Source organism: Thauera sp. WH-1 (assembly GCF_047806685.1).
Lineage (GTDB): Bacteria > Pseudomonadota > Gammaproteobacteria > Burkholderiales > Rhodocyclaceae > Thauera.
Genome location: NZ_JBLQGP010000013.1, coordinates 84378 through 105260, shown reverse-complemented (window position 1 = coordinate 105260; position 20883 = coordinate 84378). Strand labels below are relative to the sequence as shown.

The following is a 20883-nucleotide window of genomic DNA, read 5'->3' as shown; positions in this document are numbered from 1 at the left end:
TTCCGCCACATTCGAGCATGACTCAGTTCGCCAAGGAAACACTGCCGATCAGCCTCGAAGAGGAGATGCGCCACTCCTACCTCGACTACGCGATGAGCGTGATCGTGGGGCGCGCCCTCCCCGATGCGCGCGATGGCCTCAAGCCGGTGCATCGGCGCGTGCTGTTCGCCATGCACGAACTGTCCAACGACTGGAACCGCGCCTACAAGAAGTCGGCACGTATCGTCGGCGACGTCATCGGTAAGTACCACCCGCACGGCGACACGGCGGTGTATGACACCATTGTCCGCATGGCGCAGGACTTCTCGCTGCGCTACATGCTGGTCGATGGTCAGGGCAACTTCGGCTCGGTCGACGGCGACAACGCCGCGGCGATGCGTTACACCGAAATCCGCATGGCGCGCATCGGTCACGAGCTTCTGGCCGACATCGACAAGGAAACGGTCGACTTCGGGCCGAACTACGACGGCTCCGAGAAGGAGCCGTTGGTCATGCCGGCGCGCATCCCCAACCTGCTGATCAACGGCTCATCGGGCATTGCGGTCGGCATGGCGACCAACATCCCGCCGCACAACCTGGGCGAGATCGTCGATGCCTGCCTGAAGCTGCTCGAAGACCCCGACACCGACATCGAGGCGCTGATCGACATCGTCAAGGCGCCGGACTTTCCGACCGCCGGCCTGATCTACGGCCTGCACGGCGTGCACGAGGGCTACCGCACCGGCCGCGGCCGCGTGATCATGCGCGCGCGCACCCATTTCGAGCCGATCGGCAAGACCGACCGCCAGGCCATCATTGTCGACGAGCTGCCTTACCAGGTGAACAAGCGCACCCTGCAGGAGCGCATGGCCGAGCTGGTCAACGAGAAGAAGATCGAGGGCATCAGCGAGATTCGCGACGAGTCCGACAAGTCCGGCATGCGTCTGGTCATCGAGCTCAAGCGCGGCGAGATGCCCGAGGTGGTGCTCAACAAGCTCTTCAAGCACACCCAACTGCAGGACAGCTTCGGCATGAACATGGTGGCGCTGGTCGACGGCAAGCCGCGCCTCTTGAACCTCAAGCAGATGCTGGTTTGCTTCCTCGAGCACCGCCGCGAGGTCGTTACCCGCCGCACCATCTTCGAGCTGAGGAAGGCGCGCGACCGTGGCCACATCCTCGAAGGCCTGGCGGTGGCACTGTCCAACGTCGACGAGATCATCGCGCTCATCAAGGCGGCGCCCACGCCTGCCGACGCCAAGCGCGAGCTGATGGCGCGCGAATGGCGCTCGGCGCTGGTCGAAGAAATGCTATCGCGCGCCATGGCCGACAGCTACCGGCCGGAAGGGCTGGACCCGCAATACGGCTTGTCCGCCCAGGGCTATCGCCTGTCCGAAGCCCAGGCTCAGGCCATCCTCGAGCTGCGCCTGCAGCGCCTCACTGGCCTCGAGCAGGACAAGATCGTCGGCGAGTACCGCGAGGTGATGGACGTCATCACCGACCTGCTCGACATCCTGGCGCGCCCCGAGCGCATCACCGCGATCATCGTCGAGGAGCTCAGCGCCATCCGCAACCAGTTCGGCGACCCGCGTCGCTCCGAGCTGGTGATGAACACCGCCGAGATCAACATCGAGGACCTGATCACGCCGGAAGACATGGTCGTGACGCTGTCGCACACCGGCTACTTCAAGCGCCAGCCGCTGGCCGACTATCGCGCCCAGCGCCGTGGCGGCCGTGGCAAGCAGGCGACCTCGATGAAGGACGAGGACTTCATCGACCGCCTCTTTGTGGCCAACACCCACGACACCGTGCTGTGCTTCTCCAGCCGCGGCCGCTGCTACTGGCTGAAGGTGTACGAGGTGCCCGAAGGTACGCGCAACTCGCGCGGCAAACCGATCGTGAACCTCTTCCCGTTGGTCGAGGGCGAAAAGATCACCGCGGTGCTGCCGATCAAGGAGTTCGACGAGGAGCACTTCGTGTTCATGGCGACCTCGGAAGGCACGGTCAAGAAGACCGCGCTCACCGCCTTCTCCAACCCGCGCAAGGCCGGCATCATCGCGGTCAACCTCGACGACGGCGACCACCTGATCGGCGTCGCCATCACCGATGGCCAGTCCGACGTGATGCTGTTCTCCGACGCCGGCAAGGCGGTGCGCTTTGCCGAGACCGACGTACGCCCGATGGGCCGCGAGGCGCGCGGCGTGCGCGGCATGATGCTGGAGGACGGCCAGGCGGTGATCGCGATGCTGGTGGCGAAGGACGAGTCGCAGTCGGTGCTGACCGCCACCGAGAACGGCTACGGCAAGCGCACCCCGGTGGCCGAATACACCCGCCATGGCCGCGGCACCAAGGGCATGATCGCGATCCAGACCTCCGATCGCAACGGCAAGCTGGTGGCCGCGGTGCTGGTTGAGCCGAGCGACGAGATCATGCTGATCTCGACCGGCGGCGTGCTGATCCGCACCAGCGTTGACAGTATCCGCGAGATGGGGCGCTCGACCCAGGGCGTGACCCTGATCAGCCTCGACGAAGGTACTTTCCTCGCCAGCGTCGAGAAGGTGGCGGATTCGGGTGCCGACGAGAGCATGCGCCTCGTGGCGGAAGACGACGCTGCGGACGAAGGCCCGGTCCCGGCCGCCGATGCCGAGGGTCCGGCCACGGGCGAGGAGGGAGAAGCCTGATGAGTCGCGTGTGGAACTTCAGCGCCGGCCCCGCGGCGCTGCCCGAGGCGGTGCTGCGCCAGGCCGCCGAGGAGATGCTCGACTGGCAGGGCGCAGGCATGGGCGTGATGGAGATGAGCCATCGCGGCAAGGAGTTCACCGCCATCGCCGCCCAGGCCGAAGCCGACCTGCGCGAACTGCTCGCGGTGCCGGCCAACTACCGCATCCTCTTCATGCAGGGCGGCGCGATCGCCGAGAACGCGATCATCCCGATGAACCTGATCGGCGACAAGCGGGTGGCCGACTACGTGGTCACCGGTTCGTGGTCGCAGAAGTCGCAGAAGGAAGCGCGCAAGTACGCCGCGGTGAACATCGCTGCCACGTCCGAGGCCATCGGCTTCACCAGCGTGCCGCCGATGGCCGACTGGCAGCTGTCGGCCGATCCGGCCTATGTGTTTACCTGCACCAACGAGACCATCGATGGCGTCGAGTACCCCTTCGAGCCCGATCTGGCGCAGATCGGCCGCGGTGAGCTGCCGCTGGTGGCCGACATGTCCTCGCACATCCTGTCGCGCGCGATCGACGTGTCCAGGTACGGGCTGATTTTCGGTGGCGCGCAGAAGAACATCGGGCCGGCGGGGCTGACCATCGTCATCGTGCGCGAGGACCTGCTCGGGCGCGCGATGCCGCACTGCCCGAGCGCCTTCGACTACAAGACCGTGGCCGACAACGCGTCGATGTACAACACGCCGCCCACCTACGCGATCTACATCGCCGGCCTGGTCTTCCAGTGGCTCAAGCGCCTGGGCGGCGTGGCCGCGATCGAGGCGCAGAATGTGGCCAAGGCGAAGCTGTTGTATGACTTCCTCGACGGCAGCGATTTCTACGAGAATCGTGTCGATCCGGCCTGCCGTTCGCGCATGAACGTACCCTTCTTCCTCAAGGACGACGCACTCAATGAGGCCTTTCTGGCCGAATCGAAGGCCGCAGGCCTGGTGCAACTGAAGGGGCACAAGTCGGTCGGCGGCATGCGGGCGTCGATCTACAACGCGATGCCGCTGGCGGGCGTGCAGGCACTGGTGGATTTCATGCGCGACTTTGCAGCGCGCAGGGCTTGAGTGGACAGAGCGAGCATGAGCGACGAACTGCTGAAACTTCGCAACGAGATCGACCGCCTCGACGAGGAGATCCTGGCCCGGCTGTCCGAGCGCGCGCGCTGCGCGCAGCGGGTGGGCGAGATCAAGCGCGGCGTCATGTACTACCGCCCCGAGCGTGAGGCCCAGGTGTTGCGCCGGCTGGCCGAGCTCAACCCCGGGCCGCTGTCGGACGACGCGGTGAAGACCATCTTCCGCGAGGTGATGTCGGCCTGCCTCGGGCTGGAGCAGCCTCTGCGCGTCGCCTACCTGGGCCCGGCCGGCACGTTTTCGGAGAGTGCCAGCCGCAAGCACTTCGGCTCGGCGCCCAACTTCGTGGCGATGGCGGCCATCGAAGACGTGTTCCGCGCGGTCGAGGCCGGCAATGCCGACTACGGCGTGGTACCGGTGGAGAATTCCACCGAGGGCGCGGTCGGCGGCACGCTCGACCTGCTGCTCGCCAACCCGCTCAAGGTGTGTGGCGAGGTGCGTCTGCGCATTCACCAGCAGCTGATGTCGCGCGCCGAGGGCATCGGCGCGGCGCGGCGCATCTATTCGCACGCGCAGTCGCTCGCCCAGTGCCACGAATGGCTCAACCGCAACCTGCCCCATCTGCCGCGCATCCCGGTGGCGAGCAATGCCGAGGCCGCCCGCATGGCGTCCGAGGATCCCGAGTCCTGCGCCATCGCCGGCGAGGCGGCGGCCCAGCTCTATGGGCTCAACATCCTGGCGCCGAACATCGAGGACGACCCCAACAACACGACGCGCTTCCTCGTCATCGCCGATCATGACGCCGGGCCCTCGGGGCAGGACCGCACCTCGCTCGTGTTCTCGGCGCCCAACCGACCCGGGGCCATCCATGGCCTGCTCGAGCCCCTTGCTGCGCACGGCGTCGACATGACCAAGCTGCAGTCGCGGCCGGCGCGCTCTGGCCTGTGGGAATACGTGTTCTACGCCGACATCATCGGCCACCGTGAAGACGCAGCGGTCGCCGCCGCGCTGCACGAACTCAACCAGCGCGCAGCCTTCGTCAAGGTCATCGGTTCCTATCCGGTTGCAGCGATCTGACGCCCCGCGGGCGGCGTCATCGAACGAGGAGAAGACAATGAGCATCGCCACGCTCGCACCCGACTACATCCGTTCCATCATGGCCTACCAGCCGGGCAAGCCGATCTCCGAGCTCGCGCGCGAGATGGGCCTGCTGGAATCGAGCATCGTCAAGCTCGCCTCCAACGAGAATCCGCTCGGCATGAGTTCGCATGCGCGCGACGCCGCCCACGCGGCGATCGCCGACATGGCGCGCTACCCCGACGGCGGCGCCTTCGCGCTGAAGGCCGCGCTATGCCGCAAGTTCGGCGTGGCCGCGGACCAGCTCGTGGTCGGTAACGGTTCGAACGACATCCTCGAGCTGGTGTCGCAGGCCTTTCTCGCCCCCGGCCTGTCAGCGGTCTATTCGCAGCACGCCTTTGCCGTGTATCCGCTCGCCACCAATGCGCGCGGCGCGCGCGGCATCGAGGTGCCGGCGAAGAACTTCGGTCACGACCTCGACGCCATGGCGGCGGCGATCGAGCCGCAGACCCGCGTCGTCTTCATCGCCAATCCGAACAATCCGACCGGGACCTTCGTGAGCGGCACGGCGCTCGAAGCCTTCCTCGATGCCGTGCCCCGGCATGTGCTGGTGGTGCTCGACGAGGCCTACACCGAGTATCTCGCGCCCGAGCAGCGCTACGACTCGATCGCCTGGCTGGCCCGCTTCCCCAACCTGCTGGTGTCGCGCACCTTCTCCAAGGCCTATGGGCTGGCCGGCCTGCGGGTCGGCTATGGGGTGACCCATGCGTCGGTCGCCGATCTGATGAATCGCGTGCGACAGCCTTTCAATGTGTCCAGCGTCGGCCTGGCGGCGGCCGAGGCGGCGCTCGGCGACGACGAGTTCATCGCGCGCAGTGCCGAGGTGAACCGGCGTGGCATGGCACAGCTGACGCGGGCCTTCGCCGAGCTCGGCCTCGAGTGGATCCCTTCTGCAGGCAACTTCGTCACCTTCAAGGTCGGCGATGCGGTCGGCGTCAATCAGGCCCTGCTGAGGCAGGGCGTGATCGTGCGCCCGATCGCCGCCTACGGCATGCCGCACTGGCTGCGGGTGTCGGTCGGCCTGCCCGAAGAGAACGCCCGTTTCGTCGCGGCGCTCAAGCAGGCATTGGCCTGAGCGGGAGCCTGCGATGGCCCTGATCGGTAAATTGGTGGTGTGCGGCGTCGGGCTGATCGGCGGCTCCTTCGCCCTGGCCCTGCGGCGGGCGCAGGCCGTGGGCCGCATCGTGGGCGTCGGCCGCCGGCGCGAGCCGCTCGAGCGCGCGCGCGCGCTGGGCGTGATCGACGACATCGCCGACGACTGGGCAAGCGCGCTCGATGGCGCGGACATGGTGCTGCTGGCTGCGCCAGTAGGGCAGATGGACGCGATCATGGCGGCGATGGCGCCGCATCTTCAGCCCGGCACGATCGTCACCGACGCTGGCAGCACCAAGCGCGATGTGGTCGACGCGGTGCACCGGCACTTCGGTGCCGTGCTGCCCGACGTGGTGCCGGCGCACCCGATCGCGGGGGCGGAAAGGAGCGGCGTCGAGGCCGCCTTCGCCGAGCTCTACATGGGGCGCAAGGTGGTGCTGACGCCGCTGCCGGAGAGCCGGCCCGAGGCGGTGCAGCAGGTCCGTGCCGCCTGGGAGGCCTGCGGCGCGGTGGTGGTGGGCATGACGCCGCAGGAGCACGACCGCGTCTTTGCCGCCGTGAGCCACCTGCCGCACCTGCTCGCCTTCGGGCTCGTCGACGATCTGGCCGGGCGCAGTAACGCGCCGTTGCTGTTCTCGCACGCCGCCAGCGGTTTTCGCGACTTCACCCGCATCGCCGGCAGCCATCCCGAGATGTGGCGCGACATCTGCGTGGCCAACCGCGTGGCGCTGCTCGAGGAACTCGACGCCTACCTGGCCGAGCTCGGCCGCCTGCGCACCATGCTGGTCGAGGCCGACGGTGATGCGCTCGAGGCCGTGTTCGAGCGTGCCCGTCGTGCGCGCAACGCCTGGGCCGAGGGCCTGCCGGTGCGCACCGCCGAGTAGTCGACACAACGAGTCGGCACGAATCACCGGGCCTGCGCGACAGGCCCCTATGTCTTGAGGTCATGATGGAATTTCTCGATCTGCCCCCGATGCTGGGCGCCGCCGGCCGTGTCCGGCTCCCCGGCTCGAAGAGCATCTCCAATCGCGTCCTGTTGCTTGCCGCCCTCGCCGAGGGCGAGACCGACATCCGCGACCTGCTGATGTCGGACGACGTCGAGCGCATGCTCGAGGCCTTGCGTGCGCTCGGCGTCGATTGGCGGCGCGAGGGCGACAGCCTGAACTATCACGTGCGCGGTGTGGGCGGGCCCTTCCCCGTGAAGACCGGCGAGCTCTTCCTCGGCAACGCCGGCACTGCCTTTCGCCCGCTCACCGCGGCGCTGGCGCTGTCGGGCGGCGAGTACCGCCTGTCGGGCGTGCCGCGCATGCACGAACGCCCGATCGGTGACCTGGTCGATGCGCTGCGTCAGCTTGGTGCCGACATCAGCTGCACCGCCAACGAGGGCTATCCGCCGCTGCACCTGAAGCCGGCGACGATCCGTCCCGGCGGCGTGGTCCGGGTGCGGGGCGACGTGTCCAGCCAGTTCCTGACTGCGCTGCTGATGGCGCTGCCGCTTACCGGGGTCGAGACCACGGTCGAGGTGGTCGGCGAGCTGATCTCCAAGCCTTACATCCGCATCACGCTCGAACTGATGGCGCGCTTCGGCGTGCAGGTGCAGCAGCAGGGCTGGGAACGCTTCGTCGTGCCGGGTGGCGCGCGCTACCGCAGCCCGGGCACGGTGTTCGTCGAGGGCGATGCCTCGTCGGCGTCCTACTTCCTCGCCGCCGGGGCGATCGGCGGCGGGCCGCTGCGGGTGGAGGGCGTGGGCAGCGCCAGCATCCAGGGTGATGTGCGCTTTGCCGAGGCGCTCGAGCAACTCGGCGCCCGCATCACCATGGGCGACAACTGGATCGAGGCGGCGGCGCCGGCAGGGGGTGTGCTGAAGGCCTTCGACCTCGACCTCAACCATATCCCCGACGCGGCGATGACGCTGGCGGTGGCGGCCCTGTTCGCCGACGGTCCGTGCCGGCTGCGCAACATCGCGAGCTGGCGGGTCAAGGAAACCGACCGCATCGCGGCGATGGCAATCGAACTGCGCAAGGTCGGCGCCGAGGTCGAGGAGGGCGCCGACTATCTGGTCGTCAGCCGGCCGCCACGGCTGCGCCCGGCCGCGATCGACACCTACGACGACCACCGCATGGCGATGTGCTTCTCGCTGATCAGCCTGGGCGGCTGCCGGGTCCGCATCAACGACCCGAAGTGTGTGAACAAGACCTTTCCGGGCTATTTCGACGCTTTCGGGCAGGTCGCTCGTCCGGTGCCAGTGGTGGCGATCGACGGCCCGTCCGCCTCCGGCAAGGGCACCGTGGCCGCGCGCGTCGCCGAGGCGCTGGGCTGGCACTGCCTGGACAGCGGATCGCTCTACCGGCTGGTCGCGCTCGCCGCGATGCAGGCCGGGGTAGCGCTCGACGACGAGGCCGGCGTGGCCGCGCTGGCGGCCAGCCTTCCGGCGCGCTTCGAGGGCGGGCGGGTGCTGCTTGGCGAGCGCGACGTGAGTGACGAGATTCGGTCCGAGGCATGCTCGGTCGGCGCCTCGAAAGTGGCCGTGCTGCCGCGTGTCCGTGAGGCGCTGCTCGATCGCCAGCGCGACTACCGCGAAGCCCCCGGGCTGGTTGCCGAAGGGCGGGACATGGGCTCGGTGATCTTCCCCGACGCGGCGATCAAGGTCTTCCTGACCGCCTCGGCCGAGTCGCGTGCGCAACGGCGTCATAAGCAGTTGATCGAAAAGGGTTTGCCTGCTAGAATTCAAAGTCTTCTGAAGGACCTTCAGGAACGGGACGCGCGTGACGCGGCCCGGCCCGTCGCGCCACTTGTGAAGATGCCGGATGCGGCCTTGCTCGACACCACAGAACGCAACGTCGATGAGGCCGTCGCCTTCGTGCTCGACCTCGTCGAGGCAGGCCGCGAGGTCACCGGTCGATAGCAATCGCGCGGGAGCGTGGGCTCCAGCGCGTTTTTTCTTGAACCAACCTTGTTTGCCGTCCCACGACGGTGCCGGAATTCTTCCATCTATGTCCAACGCCACCCCCTCCTTCGAAGAAAGCTTTGCCGATCTCTTCGAGGAAAGCCTTGCCCTCCAGGAAATGCGCACCGGTGAAGTCATCACCGCAGAAGTCGTGCGCATCGACCAGAACTTCGTCGTCGTCAACGCCGGCCTGAAGTCCGAAAGTTATGTGCCCATCGAGGAGTTCCGCAACGACCGCGGCGAGCTCGAGGCCAATGTGGGCGATTTCGTCCATGTCGCCATCGATGCCCTCGAAGACGGTTACGGCGAAACCCGCCTGTCGCGTGACAAGGCCAAGCGCATCGCCGCCTGGAACGACCTCGAGAAGGCGCTCAACGAAGGCTCCCTGGTCAAGGGGGTGATCACCGGCCGCGTCAAGGGCGGTCTGACCGTCATGACCAACAGCATCCGTGCCTTCCTGCCGGGCTCGCTGGTCGACATGCGTCCGGTCAAGGACACCACGCCGTACGAAGGCAAGGAATACGAGTTCAAGGTCATCAAGCTCGACCGCAAGCGCAATAACGTCGTCGTGTCGCGCCGTGCCGTGCTCGAAGAGTCGATGGGCGAAGAGCGCGAGAAGCTGCTCGCCAACCTCAAGGAAGGCACCGTCATCAAGGGTATCGTCAAGAACATCACCGACTACGGTGCGTTCGTCGACCTGGGCGGCATCGACGGCCTGCTGCACATCACCGACCTGGCCTGGCGCCGTGTCCGTCACCCGTCCGAAGTGCTCAACGTCGGTGACGAGATCGAGGCCAAGGTGCTCAAGTTCGACCAGGAAAAGAACCGCGTCTCGCTGGGCCTCAAGCAGCTCGGCGAAGATCCGTGGGTCGGCATTTCGCGCCGTTACCCGCAGGGCACCCGCCTGTTCGGCAAGGTCACCAACATCACCGACTACGGCGCCTTCGTCGAAGTCGAGCAGGGCATCGAGGGCCTGGTGCACGTGTCCGAGATGGACTGGACCAACAAGAACATCCACCCGACCAAGGTCGTCCAGCTGGGCGACGAAGTCGAAGTGATGATCCTCGAGATCGACGAGGACCGTCGCCGTATTTCGCTGGGCATGAAGCAGTGCATGTCCAATCCGTGGGACGATTTCGCCATCAACCACAAGAAGGGCGACAAGGTCCGCGGCCAGATCAAGTCGATCACCGACTTCGGCGTGTTCATCGGCCTGGAAGGCGGCATCGATGGCCTGGTGCACCTGTCCGACCTGTCCTGGAGCGAGTCCGGCGAAGACGCCGTGCGCAAGTTCAAGAAGGGTGACGAGGTCGAGGCCGTGGTGCTGGCGATCGACGTCGAGCGCGAGCGCATCTCGCTGGGCATCAAGCAGCTCGAGGGCGACCCCTACACCAACTTCATCGCCACCCACGAGAAGAACAGCCTCGTGCGCGGCACCGTGAAGTCGGTCGAGGCCCGCGGCGCGGTGATCTCGCTGGGTGACGAGGTCGAAGGCTACCTGCGTGCTTCGGAAGCGGCACCGCATCGTGTCGACGATCTGACCTCCATGCTCAAGGAAGGCGACGAGATCGAGGCGCTGGTGATCAACGTCGATCGCAAGACGCGTTCGATCAGCCTGTCGATCCGTGCCAAGGATCAGGTCGAGCAGTCCGAAGCCATGAACAAGCTGGCCTCGGAAAGCGCCGCCTCGGCGGGCACGACCAACCTCGGTGCGCTGCTCAAGGCCAAGCTGAACGAGCAGAAGCAGTAACCTGACCGATCATGACCAAATCGGAGCTGATCGCCCAGCTGGCGGAGCGTTTTCCGCAGCTGGTCGCAAAGGACGCCGATTACGCGGTCAAGATGATTCTCGATGCGATGACCGAGGCGCTTGCGCGCGGTGATCGTATCGAGATCCGCGGGTTTGGAAGCTTTGCGCTGAACTATCGTCCGCCTCGTGTGGGGCGCAATCCGAAATCCGGTGACAAGGTGCACGTCCCGGAAAAATACGTTCCGCATTTCAAGGCGGGCAAGGAGTTGCGCGAGCGGGTGGATCTCAGCGGCATTTGACCGCGCGGCGATCGGTTTTACAGGCAATAATGGAAGGCGGCTGCGGCCGCCTTCTTTTTTGTTCATTGCTCGGGGATAATGCCGGCCATGCGCGCAATCATCTGGTTCATCCGCCTGCTGCTGTTCTTCCTGCTCTTCGGGTTCGCCATCAAGAACGATCACCTGGTGACCTTGAGCTTCTTCTTCGGCAGCCAGTGGCAGCTTCCCCTGGTCTTCGTGATCCTGCTCACCTTCGCCGCCGGCGCCCTGCTTGGCGTGACGGCGACGCTCGCCTCGCTCATCGGTCAGCGTCGGGAGATCTCCCGTTTGCGTCGCCAACTCGAGCAGGCCGAGCGGGACAAGGCCCTGGCAACGGCCACACCGGCCGCGGCTGAAGCTCAGCTGCCGATGCCCTGAGCTCCATGGAAATCGAATTCTGGTGGCTGCTGGCGCTGCCGCTGTTCTTCGCGCTCGGCTGGCTTGCCGCGCGCATCGACATCCGTCAGGTCGTACAGGAGTCACGTGCGCTGCCGCGCTCCTACCTCAGCGGGCTCAATTTTCTCCTCAACGAACAGCCTGACAAGGCGATCGACGCCTTTGTCGAGGCGGTCCGGATCGACCCCCAGACGGTCGAGCTGCACTTCGCCCTGGGCAGCCTGTTCCGCCGCCGGGGCGAGACCGACCGTGCCATTCGCATGCACCAGATGCTGGTCGACCGCGAGGACATCAGCGAGGAGCAGCGACTGCAGGCGCTGGGCGAGCTTGGTCAGGATTTCCTCAAGGCCGGCCTGCTCGACCGCGCCGAAGAGGTGTTCGTGCGCCTGCGCAGCACGCGTGCGAACGACGTCGCCCTGCGTTACCTGCTCGAGATCTATCAGCAGGAGAAGGACTGGGCGAAGGCCATCGAGGTGGCGCAGGCGCTGCCGCAGCACGAGAGCCACATGTGGCGCACCGAAGTCGCCAACTTCCACTGCGAACTGGCCGCCAGTGCGCTTGCCAATTCCCGCCCGGACGAAGCCGCACGGCATCTGGAGCAGGCTTTCGCGGTCAATCCGCGCAGTGTGCGCGCGAGCCTGCTGCTTGGCGATGTCCACCTGGCGCGCGGCAATGATGAGGCGGCACTCGAGGCGTGGAAACGTATCGAGAACCAGGATCCGGTCTATCTGGCGCTGGCGGCCGAGCGCATCATGGAAGCCTACGGTCGCCTGGGCAAGGTCGAACAGGGCCACCAGCTGTTGCGTGCCTGGCTCGCATCGCATGCCTCGCTCGACCTTCTTGACGAACTCTTCCACTGGGAGATGGAGCGCGAAGGGCCAAAGGCCGCCTATGAGCTGGTGCGCGAGGAGTTGCGCCGCAACCCGACCCTGCTCGGTCTGGACAAGCTGCTCGAGGCAGCCCTGCTTGCCGCGCCTGCCGAGCAACGCAGCGACATCGAGCTGGTCAAACAGCTGATTCATGGTCACACCCGACGCGTCGCGCGCTATCGCTGCGACGCCTGTGGCTTCAAGGCGCGCCAGTTCCACTGGCGCTGCCCGGCCTGTGGCGGCTGGGAGACCTATCCGCCGCGCCGTACCGAAGAATTCGACCTGATGCCGTGAGCGCCGCGGCGCTGCCGCGGTAATGAACCCGACCCAACGCGAACAAGCACATCCATGGAATTCAGGACGCTCGAAGATTACGTCGGCCGCACCCCGCTGGTGCGACTCAAGCGCATCACGGCCGGCCGCAACAACGTCATCCTCGCCAAGCTTGAGGGCAACAACCCGGCCGGGTCCGTCAAGGACCGTCCGGCATTGTCGATGGTGATGCATGCCGAAGCGCGCGGCGACATCAAGCCCGGCGACACGCTGATCGAGGCGACCAGCGGCAACACCGGCATCGCGCTCGCCATGGCGGCGGCGATGCGCGGCTACCGCATGATCCTGGTGATGCCGGAGAACCAGAGCGTGGAGCGGCGCCAGACCATGCGCGCCTTCGGCGCCGAACTGGTGCTGACGCCCACCTCCGGCGGCATGGAGATGGCGCGCGACATCGCCGAGCGCATGAGGGACGAGGGCAAGGGCCTCATCCTCGACCAGTTCGCCAACCCGGACAACCCGCTCGCCCACTTCGAGGGCACGGGGCCGGAGATCTGGGAGCAGACGGGCGGGAGCGTGACGCATTTCGTCAGCTCCATGGGCACCACCGGCACCATCATGGGAACCTCGCGCTTCCTCAAGGAGAAAAATCCCGCAGTGTGCATCATCGGCTGCGAACCGGAGGAGGGCTCGCAGATCCCGGGCATCCGCAAGTGGCCGGAGGCCTATCTGCCCAAGATCTTCGAGCGCCCGCGGGTCGATAGGGTGGAGCGCGTCAGTCAGGCCGAGGCTGAAGAGATGACGCGCCGCCTGGCGCGCGAGGAAGGCATTTTCGCCGGCATCTCCTCGGGTGGTTCGATGCACGTGGCGCTGCGTATCGCCGCACAGGTGGAGAATGCCGTCATCGTGTCCATCGTCTGCGATCGCGGCGACCGCTACCTGTCCACGGGTGTCTTCCCGGCCTGAGCGCGGGCTCTGCCGGGAGCGCTCCTGGGGTCGGCGGCTCCTGCCGCTGTTGCTGCTGTGCGGGGCCTGGCTGTTGCAGGTGCCCGCCCTTGCACTCGACCGTCTGACCCTAAGCCTGGGCGACGTCGCCAACCCGGCGTTTGGGCTGCAGCAGCTCACACTCGATTACCAGGCGGGACGCGGTACGGCCGTGCTCCGGATCGGTCGGCTGCGTGTCGGCAATCACGACTTGCGGGCGCTCGAGCTGCGTTGCGCACGGGCGGCGCTGGCGCGCGAGGCGGTCACCTGTCGAGATGCGCGCCTGCACCTCGCGGGCAGGGCGCTGCCGTTTGTCGCTGACCTGACGGCGAACCCGACGCGTGGCTCTGCCCATCTGAGCCTGCGCTTCGGCCACAGCAGCCAAATCGCGCTGGCGCTTGAGCCGGATGGGCGGGTGCGGATGCGGGCCGATCGGCTTGCGCTGGCCGACCTGCGACGCGCGCTCCCGAGCCTGGCTGCGGTGTTGGGCTCGCGGGGGCGCGACATCGGAGCCGTTTTCGAGCGCTTCAGCCCGACGGGGACCCTCGAAGCCACGCTGGTGTGGACGCCGGCGACGCAGGTGCCCGCCCGGCTCGCGCTGGAGGCTGCATTACGTGATGGCGGATTCGGCACCAGCGACGGATTGCAGGCGGGCGAGCAGCTGCGGCTGGCGCTGTCGCTCGATGCGCAGGCCGAAGCCCTAGGTTGGAACTGGCAGGCGCGTCTGCAGTGGCAGGGGGGCGCAGCCTATCTGCATCCGCTCTACATCGAGTCCGGACCGACCGTGGAGGCCGAAGGGCGGCTGCAGGGCGGAATCCTGAACGTCGACCGCAGTCGGGCCCGGCTCGAGGGGGTCGGCGAACTCGCCGCCAGTGCGAGTCTCGACCTCAACACCCAGCGCCTGCGCGCCCTCGCGCTGCGCGTCGCGGCGGCCGACCTCGCGCTGGTCGGCCCGCGCTGGCTGGCGCCGCTGATTGCGCCGGCGAGCGCCGAGCGCATGCGCTTCGCCGGCCATTTGAGCGCCAATGTGCTCTTCCGTGACGGCCGAGCGAGTCAGGTCGAGGCCGTACTCGAGAAGGCCGGTTTCAGTTTCGTCGGGGCTGCCGGCGGCGCGGGTGTGGCGCTGGGGCCAGTCGATGGGCGCATCGGGTGGCGCCCTGACGCCCCCAGTGTGAGCAGGCTTAGCGTCGGCGGCGGGCGATGGGAGAAGCTCGCACTGGGGGCATTTGAGCTGTCTGCCATGCTCGAGGGCGATTCGTTACGGCTGGCGCGCACACGGGTGCCGGTGCTCGACGGTGCGCTCGTCGTCGACGGCCTGGCGCTGACGCTCACGCCGGCTGGCTGGCAGGGCAGGGCCAGCGCGGTGATCGAACCGGTATCCATGCCCGAGCTGACGGCGGCACTCGAGCTGCCGCAGATGGCGGGCGTGTTGTCGGCCTCGCTGCCGGGGGTGCGTGTGAGTCCAGGTGAGGTCACGCTTGACGGCGCACTCGTCGTATCGGTCTTCGACGGCTACCTGCAGGCCACCGGGCTGCGCCTGGTCGAGCCCTTTGGCGTCGCCTCGCACCTGAGTGGGGACATCGAGGGGCGTCACCTCGACCTTGCCCAGCTTACCGATACCTTCAGTTTCGGCAGCGTCTCCGGTTTCGTGGACCTCTCGCTGCGTGGGCTTGAGCTGGCGCGCTGGAGGCCCGTTGCCTTCGATGCGCGGATCGCCAGCAGCCCCGGCCACTATCCGCGCCGCATCAGCCAGCGCGCGGTGCAGAACATCAGTGCGCTGGGTGGCGGCGGCGCGTTAGCGGCGATCCAGCGCAGCCTGCTGAGCCTCTTCGACACCTTCGGCTATCGCGAACTCGGACTGGGCTGCCGGCTGCGCGCCGGTGTATGCCTGATGAGTGGCATCGAGGATGGCACGCGTGCCGATGGGGGCTTCGTGATCGTGCGCGGCGGCGGCGTCCCGGCCCTGGATGTCATCGGCTACAATCAGCGCGTGGACTGGAACGAACTCGTGGATCGCCTGCAGCGGGTGATTGCCGAGAACGTGTCGCCCGAACTGCGCTGATTCCCCGACAACCTTCAGGAGATCCCGTGGCGCTGCCATTGCCCTGCCCGAGTTCAATGCGTTCGCGTGCGGCGGGCCGTGTGCTCGCCGCGCTGCTCGCGCTCACTGCCGCGTCCTGCGTCACCATCAACATCTACTTTCCCGCTGCTGCGGCGGAGAAGGCGGCCGATCGCATCATCGAGGAGGTGTGGCAGTTGCGCGACAACGCGCCGGCCGCAGCGCCTGCAAGCGAAGGAGAAGCGCAATGACCTTGCCGATCGCCTTTTCACGCTGGCTGCTGGCGCTGTGCGTCGGGCTGGCCTGCATCAGCGCCGCCCAGGCTCAGGGCAACCTCGAGATCGACACGCCGACCATCTCGGCGCTCAGGCAGTCGATGCAGCAGCGTCATGTGCAGCTTGCACCGCTGTATGCCTCGGGCGCGGTCGGTCTGGCAACCGATGGCAGCGTCGCCCTGCGCGATGCGGGGGCGGTGCCGCTCGCCCAGCGCGCGCAGGCCAACAGCCTGATTGCCGCCGAGAACGCCGACCGTGCCGCCCTCTACCGCGAGATCGCGCGCGCCAACGGCCATCCCGAGTGGGAGGCCGATGTGCGCCGCACCTTCGCGCAGCGCTGGATCGAGCGTGCGCAGCCGGGCTGGTGGGTGCAGCAGGGCGGGAACTGGGCGCGCAAGTAATGCCAGTCCTGGTTTTTGATATCGAGACGATTCCCGACGTGGCCGGCATCCGTCGCCTCGGCGACCTGCCCGAGCAGCTGTCGGATTTCGAGGTGGCCGAGTGGGCCTTCCAGCAGCGTCGCGCGAGTCATGGCCATGACTTCCTGCCGCACCATCTGCAACGCGTGGTGACGATCTCCTGCGCCCTGCGCGATGCTCAGCAGTTTCGTGTGTTCTCACTGTCCGAGCCGGATGCAGGGGAGGGCGAGATCATCCAGCGTTTCTTCGACGGCATCGAGCGTTACACGCCGCAGGTCGTGTCCTGGAACGGCGGCGGTTTCGATCTGCCGGTGCTGCACTACCGCGGCATGCTGCACGGCGTGGCCGCACCCCGCTACTGGGACCAGGGCGAGGGCGATTACCACGACTCGCGCGACTTCAAATGGAACAACTACATTGGCCGCTACCACAGCCGTCATCTCGACCTGATGGACCTGCTGGCCTTGTACCAGGCGCGCGCCAGCGCGCCGCTCGACGACCTCGCCAAGCTGATGGGCTACCCCGGCAAGCTCGGCATGGACGGCTCGGCCGTGTGGCAGGCGTGGCAGGATGGCCGAATTGCCGAGATCCGCGACTACTGTGAAACTGACGTGGTCAACACCTACCTTGTTTTCTTGCGCTTCGAGCGCATGCGCGGGCATCTCGATGCCAAGACCTGGGCGGAAGAGGTGCAGGTCGTACGCGATGCGCTCGGTCGCCTCGACGCGCCGCACTGGGTGCAGTTCCTTCGGGCCTGGCCGGGAAACTGAAGGCAGCCATTTTTTCTGGGAGGGGGTATGGGCATCATCGGAACAATCCTGATCGGTCTGATCGTTGGTCTCGTTGCACGCCTGCTGCATCCGGGCAAGGACGGCCTGGGCCTGATCTTCACCGCCCTGCTCGGCATCGCCGGCTCGATGCTTGCAACCTATGGCGGGCAGTTCCTCGGCATCTACCATGTGGGTGAGACGGCGGGCTTCATCGGCGCCGTGGTGGGCGCCGTGGTGATCCTGTTCGTGGTGAATCGACTGCGCAAATGAGCTGAGCGCGATTCGTCAAAAAATCTTTGACAAGAATCGCTTCTTGTCTATAATGCGGGACTTCAGCAGGCGCGTAGCTCAGTTGGTTAGAGCACCACCTTGACATGGTGGGGGTCGTTGGTTCGAATCCAATCGCGCCTACCAGGATTCAGGAGTCGATTCATGTTCCGAACTACCACTCAGGCGGGAAACTGAACAGGTCGGCTCCGCTTGTCTGCTAGGGAAAAAAGCGCGCCAAGACCGCGCTTTTTTTTCGTCCACAATTTCGGCATCGTGTCGTGTCCCGCGAGACTGCCGGGATCGAACTCAGCTCGAGGCTCAAGTCATGCCCAACATCACGCTCCCTGACGGCTCCGTACGCAGCTTCGACCATCCGGTGACGGTGGCCGAGGTGGCAGCTTCCATTGGTGCCGGGCTTGCGAAGGCTGCGCTTGCAGGCCGGATCGGCGAGCGCCTCGTCGATCTGTCCCATCGGCTGGACAGCGACACCGATCTGGCGATCGTCACCGACCGCTCGGCCGAGGGCCTGGACGTGATCCGTCACTCGACTGCGCATCTGCTCGCCCATGCGGTGAAGGAGCTCTTTCCTGAGGCACAGGTGACGATCGGGCCGGTGATCGAGAACGGTTTCTACTACGATTTTTCGTACAAGCGCCCATTCACGCCCGAGGATATCGCGGCGATCGAGGCACGCATGAACGAGATCGCCAAGCGTGATGTCCCGGTGCACCGGGAGGTCTGGCCGCGCGACAAGGCGGTGGATTTCTTCAAGGGCATCGGTGAGCACTACAAGGCCGAGATCATTGCGTCGATTCCGGCCAATGAGGACGTCTCCCTGTATCGCCAGGGCGACTTCATCGACCTGTGCCGCGGTCCGCACGTGCCCGCGACCGGCAAGCTCAAGGTCTTCAAGCTCACCAAGCTGGCCGGCGCCTATTGGCGCGGCGACTCCAAGAACGAGATGCTGCAGCGGGTCTATGGCACCGCCTGGGCCAAGAAGGACGAGCTTGACGCTTATCTGCACATGATCGAGGAGGCGGAAAAGCGCGACCACCGCAAGCTCGGCCGCCAGCTTGACCTCTTTCATCTGCAGGATGAGGCGCCGGGCATGGTGTTCTGGCATGCCAAGGGCTGGACGCTGTGGCAGCAGGTCGAGCAGTACCTGCGCAAGACGATCGGCGAGCATGGCTACCAGGAGGTCAAGACGCCGCAGATCGTCGACCGGTCGCTATGGGAAAAGTCCGGTCACTGGGGCATGTATTCCGATCTGATGTTCACCACGCAGTCCGAGAAGCGCGATTACGCGGTCAAGCCGATGAACTGCCCCTGCCACATCCAGATCTTCAACCAGGGGTTGAAGAGCTACCGCGATCTGCCCCTGCGCATGGCCGAATTCGGCTCTTGTCACCGCAATGAGCCCTCGGGCTCGCTGCACGGCATCATGCGGGTGCGCAACTTCGTGCAGGACGACGCGCATATCTTCTGCGCCGAGAACCAGGTGCAGTCCGAGTCGGCGGCGTTCATCCGCCTGCTGCAGAAGGTGTATACCGATTTCGGCTTCACCGATGTGCTGGTGAAGCTCTCCACCCGGCCGGAGAAGCGGGTCGGCACGGACGAGCAGTGGGATGCGGCCGAAGCGGCGCTCGCCGCCGCGCTCGACGCCCAGGGGCTGAAGTACGACCTGCAGCCGGGCGAGGGCGCTTTCTACGGCCCGAAGATCGAGTTCTCGCTGAAGGACAGCCTGGGTCGCGTGTGGCAGTGCGGCACGCTGCAGCTCGACTTCAACCTGCCGGTGCGGCTCGGGGCGGAGTATGTCGACGAGGACAACACCAAGAAGGTGCCGGTCATGTTGCACCGCGCCATCCTCGGCTCGCTCGAGCGTTTCATCGGCATCCTGATCGAGAACCACGCCGGGGCGATGCCCTTGTGGCTGGCGCCGGTGCAGGCGGTGGTGATGAACATCTCGGAAGGCCAGGCCGACTACACTGCCGAGGCGGTTGCAAAGTTGAAGAAGGCGGGCTTTCGCGTCGAGGCGGATTTGCGCAACGAGAAGATTAACTATAAAATTCGCGAACATAGCGTGCAGAAGCTGCCTTACCAGATCGTCATCGGCGACAAGGAAAAGGCGGCCGGCCTGGTGGCCGTACGTGCCCGGGGTGGCCAGGATCTTGGTCAAATGTCCCTCGATTCGCTGATCGAACGCTGGCATCGCGAAGTTGAAGCGAAAGCCGGTTCGGTCTGATTTTGGTTTTCGTGGAGAGTTGAACCATCGCTCAAGATAAGAAGCAGCGCGTAAATAGGGAGATCAACGCGCCCGAGGTCCGGCTGGTTGGCGAAGAAGGCGAACAGCTCGGCATCGTGTCCCTGAACACAGCCCTCAGCATGGCCGAAGAGGCCGGGCTGGACCTTGTCGAAATCGCCCCGATGGCCGCGCCGCCGGTGTGCAAGCTGATGGATTTCGGCAAGTTCAAGTATCAGGAACAGAAGAAGGCCCACGAAGCCCGACTCAAGCAGAAGCAGGTGCAGGTGAAGGAAGTCAAGCTTCGCCCAGGTACCGACGAGAACGACTACCAGATCAAGCTGCGCAACCTCAAGCGCTTTCTGGAAGATGGCGACAAGTGCAAGGTGACCCTGCGCTTTCGTGGTCGCGAAATGGCTCACCAGGAGTTCGGTTTGCGCCAGCTCGAGCGGGTGAAGGCCGACCTTGAGGAGCTGGGTCAGGTCGAGCAGATGCCCAAGATGGAAGGGCGTCAGATGATCATGGTCATCGCGCCGAAGAAGAACCGTTGATCGGTTCGTAAGATTTGCCCCCTCAAGGGCGAAAACCGTGGGGCAGGGAGACCTGTCCGGCGGAAAACAAGTGGTGCCGGGTCATGAAATGCGTCGGGGCTCATCGGCGCTACCTGGTGTCATCCAAAAACATGGAGTCTCAGCAATGCCCAAGATGAAGACCAAGAGCGGAGCCGCCAAGCGGTTCAAGGTCCGCTCCAGCGGTGGGATCAAGCGGTCCCAGGCGTTCAAGCGCCACATCCTGACCAAGAAAACGACCAAGGCGAAGCGTCAGCTGCGCGGCATGACCGAAGTTCATGCTGCCGATGAAAAGCTGATCCGCGCCATGCTTCCGTACGCTTGATAGGAGACCGCAATGCCTCGCGTTAAACGTGGTGTTACCGCCCGCGCTCGTCACAAGAAAGTCCTCGTTCAGGCCAAGGGTTATCGCGGCCGTCGCAAGAACGTCTATCGCATCGCCAAGCAGGCGGTGATGAAGGCGGGCCAGTACGCCTACCGCGACCGTCGTCAGCGCAAGCGTCAGTTCCGCACCCTGTGGATCGCTCGTATCAACGCCGCCGCGCGTGAACTGGGCCTGACCTACAGCACCTTCATGAACGGTCTCAAGAAGGCCGCGATCGAGATCGACCGCAAGGTGCTGGCCGACCTAGCCGTGTTCGACAAGCCGGCTTTTGCCGCGATTGCCGACCAAGCCCGGGCCAAACTCGCTGCGTAATCGACCGCAGCCCGAAAAAAGGAGGCCTGGCCTCCTTTTTTTTTCTGAATTCCGGACCAC

The 20883-nt window shown here is 65.8% G+C and carries 20 protein-coding genes and 1 tRNA gene; all 21 read left to right on the top strand.

Features of this window, described 5'->3' with window-relative positions:
* Positions 1-17 precede the first annotated feature (17 nt).
* The 21 genes from gyrA to rplT all read left to right on the top strand — a co-directional run bounded on the left by gyrA (position 18) and on the right by rplT (position 20823).
* Positions 18-2657 (top strand): DNA gyrase subunit A, encoded by a 2640-nt coding sequence (gene gyrA / locus ACMV5O_RS13850; RefSeq protein ID WP_416163996.1) that lies wholly within the window; start codon positions 18-20, stop codon positions 2655-2657.
* On the top strand, positions 2657-3754 hold the full coding sequence (gene serC / locus ACMV5O_RS13845) for a 3-phosphoserine/phosphohydroxythreonine transaminase (protein WP_416163995.1): 1098 nt from the start codon (positions 2657-2659) through the stop codon (positions 3752-3754). The genes gyrA and serC overlap by 1 nt, the downstream gene beginning before the upstream one ends.
* A gap of 15 nt (positions 3755-3769) precedes the next feature.
* On the top strand, positions 3770-4837 hold the full coding sequence (gene pheA, locus ACMV5O_RS13840) for a prephenate dehydratase (protein WP_416163994.1): 1068 nt from the start codon (positions 3770-3772) through the stop codon (positions 4835-4837).
* Positions 4838-4874: 37 nt separating this feature from the next.
* The gene (hisC, locus tag ACMV5O_RS13835) at positions 4875-5972 is read left to right on the top strand and encodes a histidinol-phosphate transaminase (RefSeq protein ID WP_416163993.1); all 1098 of its coding nucleotides are present in this window, start codon (positions 4875-4877) and stop codon (positions 5970-5972) included.
* Positions 5973-5985: 13 nt separating this feature from the next.
* Positions 5986-6873 carry a prephenate dehydrogenase gene (locus tag ACMV5O_RS13830; protein WP_416163992.1) on the top strand — a complete coding sequence of 296 codons (888 nt, stop codon included), beginning with the start codon at positions 5986-5988 and terminating at the stop codon, positions 6871-6873.
* A gap of 65 nt (positions 6874-6938) precedes the next feature.
* Positions 6939-8894: a bifunctional 3-phosphoshikimate 1-carboxyvinyltransferase/cytidylate kinase gene (locus ACMV5O_RS13825; RefSeq protein WP_416163991.1), complete on the top strand. Its 1956-nt coding sequence runs from the start codon at positions 6939-6941 to the stop codon at positions 8892-8894.
* Between the two features lie 88 nt (positions 8895-8982).
* On the top strand, positions 8983-10686 hold the full coding sequence (gene rpsA / locus ACMV5O_RS13820) for a 30S ribosomal protein S1 (RefSeq protein ID WP_416163990.1): 1704 nt from the start codon (positions 8983-8985) through the stop codon (positions 10684-10686).
* An 11-nt stretch (positions 10687-10697) separates the two neighbouring features.
* Entirely contained in the window at positions 10698-10985 is a 288-nt protein-coding gene (locus ACMV5O_RS13815) for an integration host factor subunit beta (protein WP_324537216.1), read from the top strand.
* An 87-nt stretch (positions 10986-11072) separates the two neighbouring features.
* A complete protein-coding gene (locus ACMV5O_RS13810) occupies positions 11073-11381 on the top strand; it encodes a LapA family protein (protein WP_416163989.1) in 309 nt (102 codons plus the stop codon).
* A 5-nt stretch (positions 11382-11386) separates the two neighbouring features.
* Positions 11387-12562 carry a lipopolysaccharide assembly protein LapB gene (gene lapB, locus ACMV5O_RS13805; protein ID WP_324537220.1) on the top strand — a complete coding sequence of 392 codons (1176 nt, stop codon included), beginning with the start codon at positions 11387-11389 and terminating at the stop codon, positions 12560-12562.
* Positions 12563-12616: 54 nt separating this feature from the next.
* The gene (cysM, locus tag ACMV5O_RS13800) at positions 12617-13507 is read left to right on the top strand and encodes a cysteine synthase CysM (protein ID WP_416163988.1); all 891 of its coding nucleotides are present in this window, start codon (positions 12617-12619) and stop codon (positions 13505-13507) included.
* 79 nt (positions 13508-13586) lie between these two features.
* Positions 13587-15587 carry a hypothetical protein gene (locus tag ACMV5O_RS13795; protein WP_416164031.1) on the top strand — a complete coding sequence of 667 codons (2001 nt, stop codon included), beginning with the start codon at positions 13587-13589 and terminating at the stop codon, positions 15585-15587.
* A 26-nt stretch (positions 15588-15613) separates the two neighbouring features.
* A complete protein-coding gene (locus ACMV5O_RS13790; protein ID WP_416163987.1) occupies positions 15614-15835 on the top strand; it encodes a hypothetical protein in 222 nt (73 codons plus the stop codon).
* Positions 15832-16260, top strand: a complete 429-nt coding sequence (locus tag ACMV5O_RS13785) for a YdbL family protein (RefSeq protein ID WP_416163986.1) — start codon at positions 15832-15834, stop codon at positions 16258-16260. The genes ACMV5O_RS13790 and ACMV5O_RS13785 overlap by 4 nt, the downstream gene beginning before the upstream one ends.
* Positions 16260-17048, top strand: a complete 789-nt coding sequence (locus ACMV5O_RS13780; protein ID WP_416163985.1) for a 3'-5' exonuclease — start codon at positions 16260-16262, stop codon at positions 17046-17048. Before ACMV5O_RS13785 ends, ACMV5O_RS13780 begins: the two co-directional genes overlap by 1 nt.
* 27 nt (positions 17049-17075) lie before the next feature.
* Positions 17076-17318: a GlsB/YeaQ/YmgE family stress response membrane protein gene (locus ACMV5O_RS13775; RefSeq protein WP_324537233.1), complete on the top strand. Its 243-nt coding sequence runs from the start codon at positions 17076-17078 to the stop codon at positions 17316-17318.
* Between the two features lie 67 nt (positions 17319-17385).
* Positions 17386-17462, top strand: a tRNA-Val gene (locus ACMV5O_RS13770).
* A gap of 181 nt (positions 17463-17643) precedes the next feature.
* On the top strand, positions 17644-19560 hold the full coding sequence (gene thrS / locus ACMV5O_RS13765) for a threonine--tRNA ligase (RefSeq protein ID WP_416163984.1): 1917 nt from the start codon (positions 17644-17646) through the stop codon (positions 19558-19560).
* 26 nt (positions 19561-19586) lie between these two features.
* Complete coding sequence (gene infC / locus ACMV5O_RS13760; RefSeq protein WP_416164030.1) at positions 19587-20108, top strand: translation initiation factor IF-3; 522 nt, start codon at positions 19587-19589, stop codon at positions 20106-20108.
* Positions 20109-20253: 145 nt separating this feature from the next.
* The gene (rpmI, locus tag ACMV5O_RS13755; protein ID WP_075148334.1) at positions 20254-20451 is read left to right on the top strand and encodes a 50S ribosomal protein L35; all 198 of its coding nucleotides are present in this window, start codon (positions 20254-20256) and stop codon (positions 20449-20451) included.
* 12 nt (positions 20452-20463) lie between these two features.
* Positions 20464-20823, top strand: coding sequence for a 50S ribosomal protein L20 (gene rplT, locus ACMV5O_RS13750; RefSeq protein ID WP_324537238.1), 360 nt, complete (start codon positions 20464-20466; stop codon positions 20821-20823).
* The last annotated feature ends 60 nt before the right edge of the window (positions 20824-20883 follow it).

Bases quoted from the DNA above. Each gene is read 5' to 3' on its own strand.
- gyrA (WP_416163996.1), top strand. From the start codon at position 18: ATGACTCAGTTCGCCAAGGAAACACTGCCGATCAGCCTCGAAGAGGAG.
- serC (WP_416163995.1), top strand. From the start codon at position 2,657: ATGAGTCGCGTGTGGAACTTCAGCGCCGGCCCCGCGGCGCTGCCCGAG.
- pheA (WP_416163994.1), top strand. From the start codon at position 3,770: ATGAGCGACGAACTGCTGAAACTTCGCAACGAGATCGACCGCCTCGAC.
- hisC (WP_416163993.1), top strand. From the start codon at position 4,875: ATGAGCATCGCCACGCTCGCACCCGACTACATCCGTTCCATCATGGCC.
- ACMV5O_RS13830 (WP_416163992.1), top strand. From the start codon at position 5,986: ATGGCCCTGATCGGTAAATTGGTGGTGTGCGGCGTCGGGCTGATCGGC.
- ACMV5O_RS13825 (WP_416163991.1), top strand. From the start codon at position 6,939: ATGGAATTTCTCGATCTGCCCCCGATGCTGGGCGCCGCCGGCCGTGTC.
- rpsA (WP_416163990.1), top strand. From the start codon at position 8,983: ATGTCCAACGCCACCCCCTCCTTCGAAGAAAGCTTTGCCGATCTCTTC.
- ACMV5O_RS13815 (WP_324537216.1), top strand. From the start codon at position 10,698: ATGACCAAATCGGAGCTGATCGCCCAGCTGGCGGAGCGTTTTCCGCAG.
- ACMV5O_RS13810 (WP_416163989.1), top strand. From the start codon at position 11,073: ATGCGCGCAATCATCTGGTTCATCCGCCTGCTGCTGTTCTTCCTGCTC.
- lapB (WP_324537220.1), top strand. From the start codon at position 11,387: ATGGAAATCGAATTCTGGTGGCTGCTGGCGCTGCCGCTGTTCTTCGCG.
- cysM (WP_416163988.1), top strand. From the start codon at position 12,617: ATGGAATTCAGGACGCTCGAAGATTACGTCGGCCGCACCCCGCTGGTG.
- ACMV5O_RS13785 (WP_416163986.1), top strand. From the start codon at position 15,832: ATGACCTTGCCGATCGCCTTTTCACGCTGGCTGCTGGCGCTGTGCGTC.
- ACMV5O_RS13780 (WP_416163985.1), top strand. From the start codon at position 16,260: ATGCCAGTCCTGGTTTTTGATATCGAGACGATTCCCGACGTGGCCGGC.
- ACMV5O_RS13775 (WP_324537233.1), top strand. From the start codon at position 17,076: ATGGGCATCATCGGAACAATCCTGATCGGTCTGATCGTTGGTCTCGTT.
- thrS (WP_416163984.1), top strand. From the start codon at position 17,644: ATGCCCAACATCACGCTCCCTGACGGCTCCGTACGCAGCTTCGACCAT.
- rpmI (WP_075148334.1), top strand. From the start codon at position 20,254: ATGCCCAAGATGAAGACCAAGAGCGGAGCCGCCAAGCGGTTCAAGGTC.
- rplT (WP_324537238.1), top strand. From the start codon at position 20,464: ATGCCTCGCGTTAAACGTGGTGTTACCGCCCGCGCTCGTCACAAGAAA.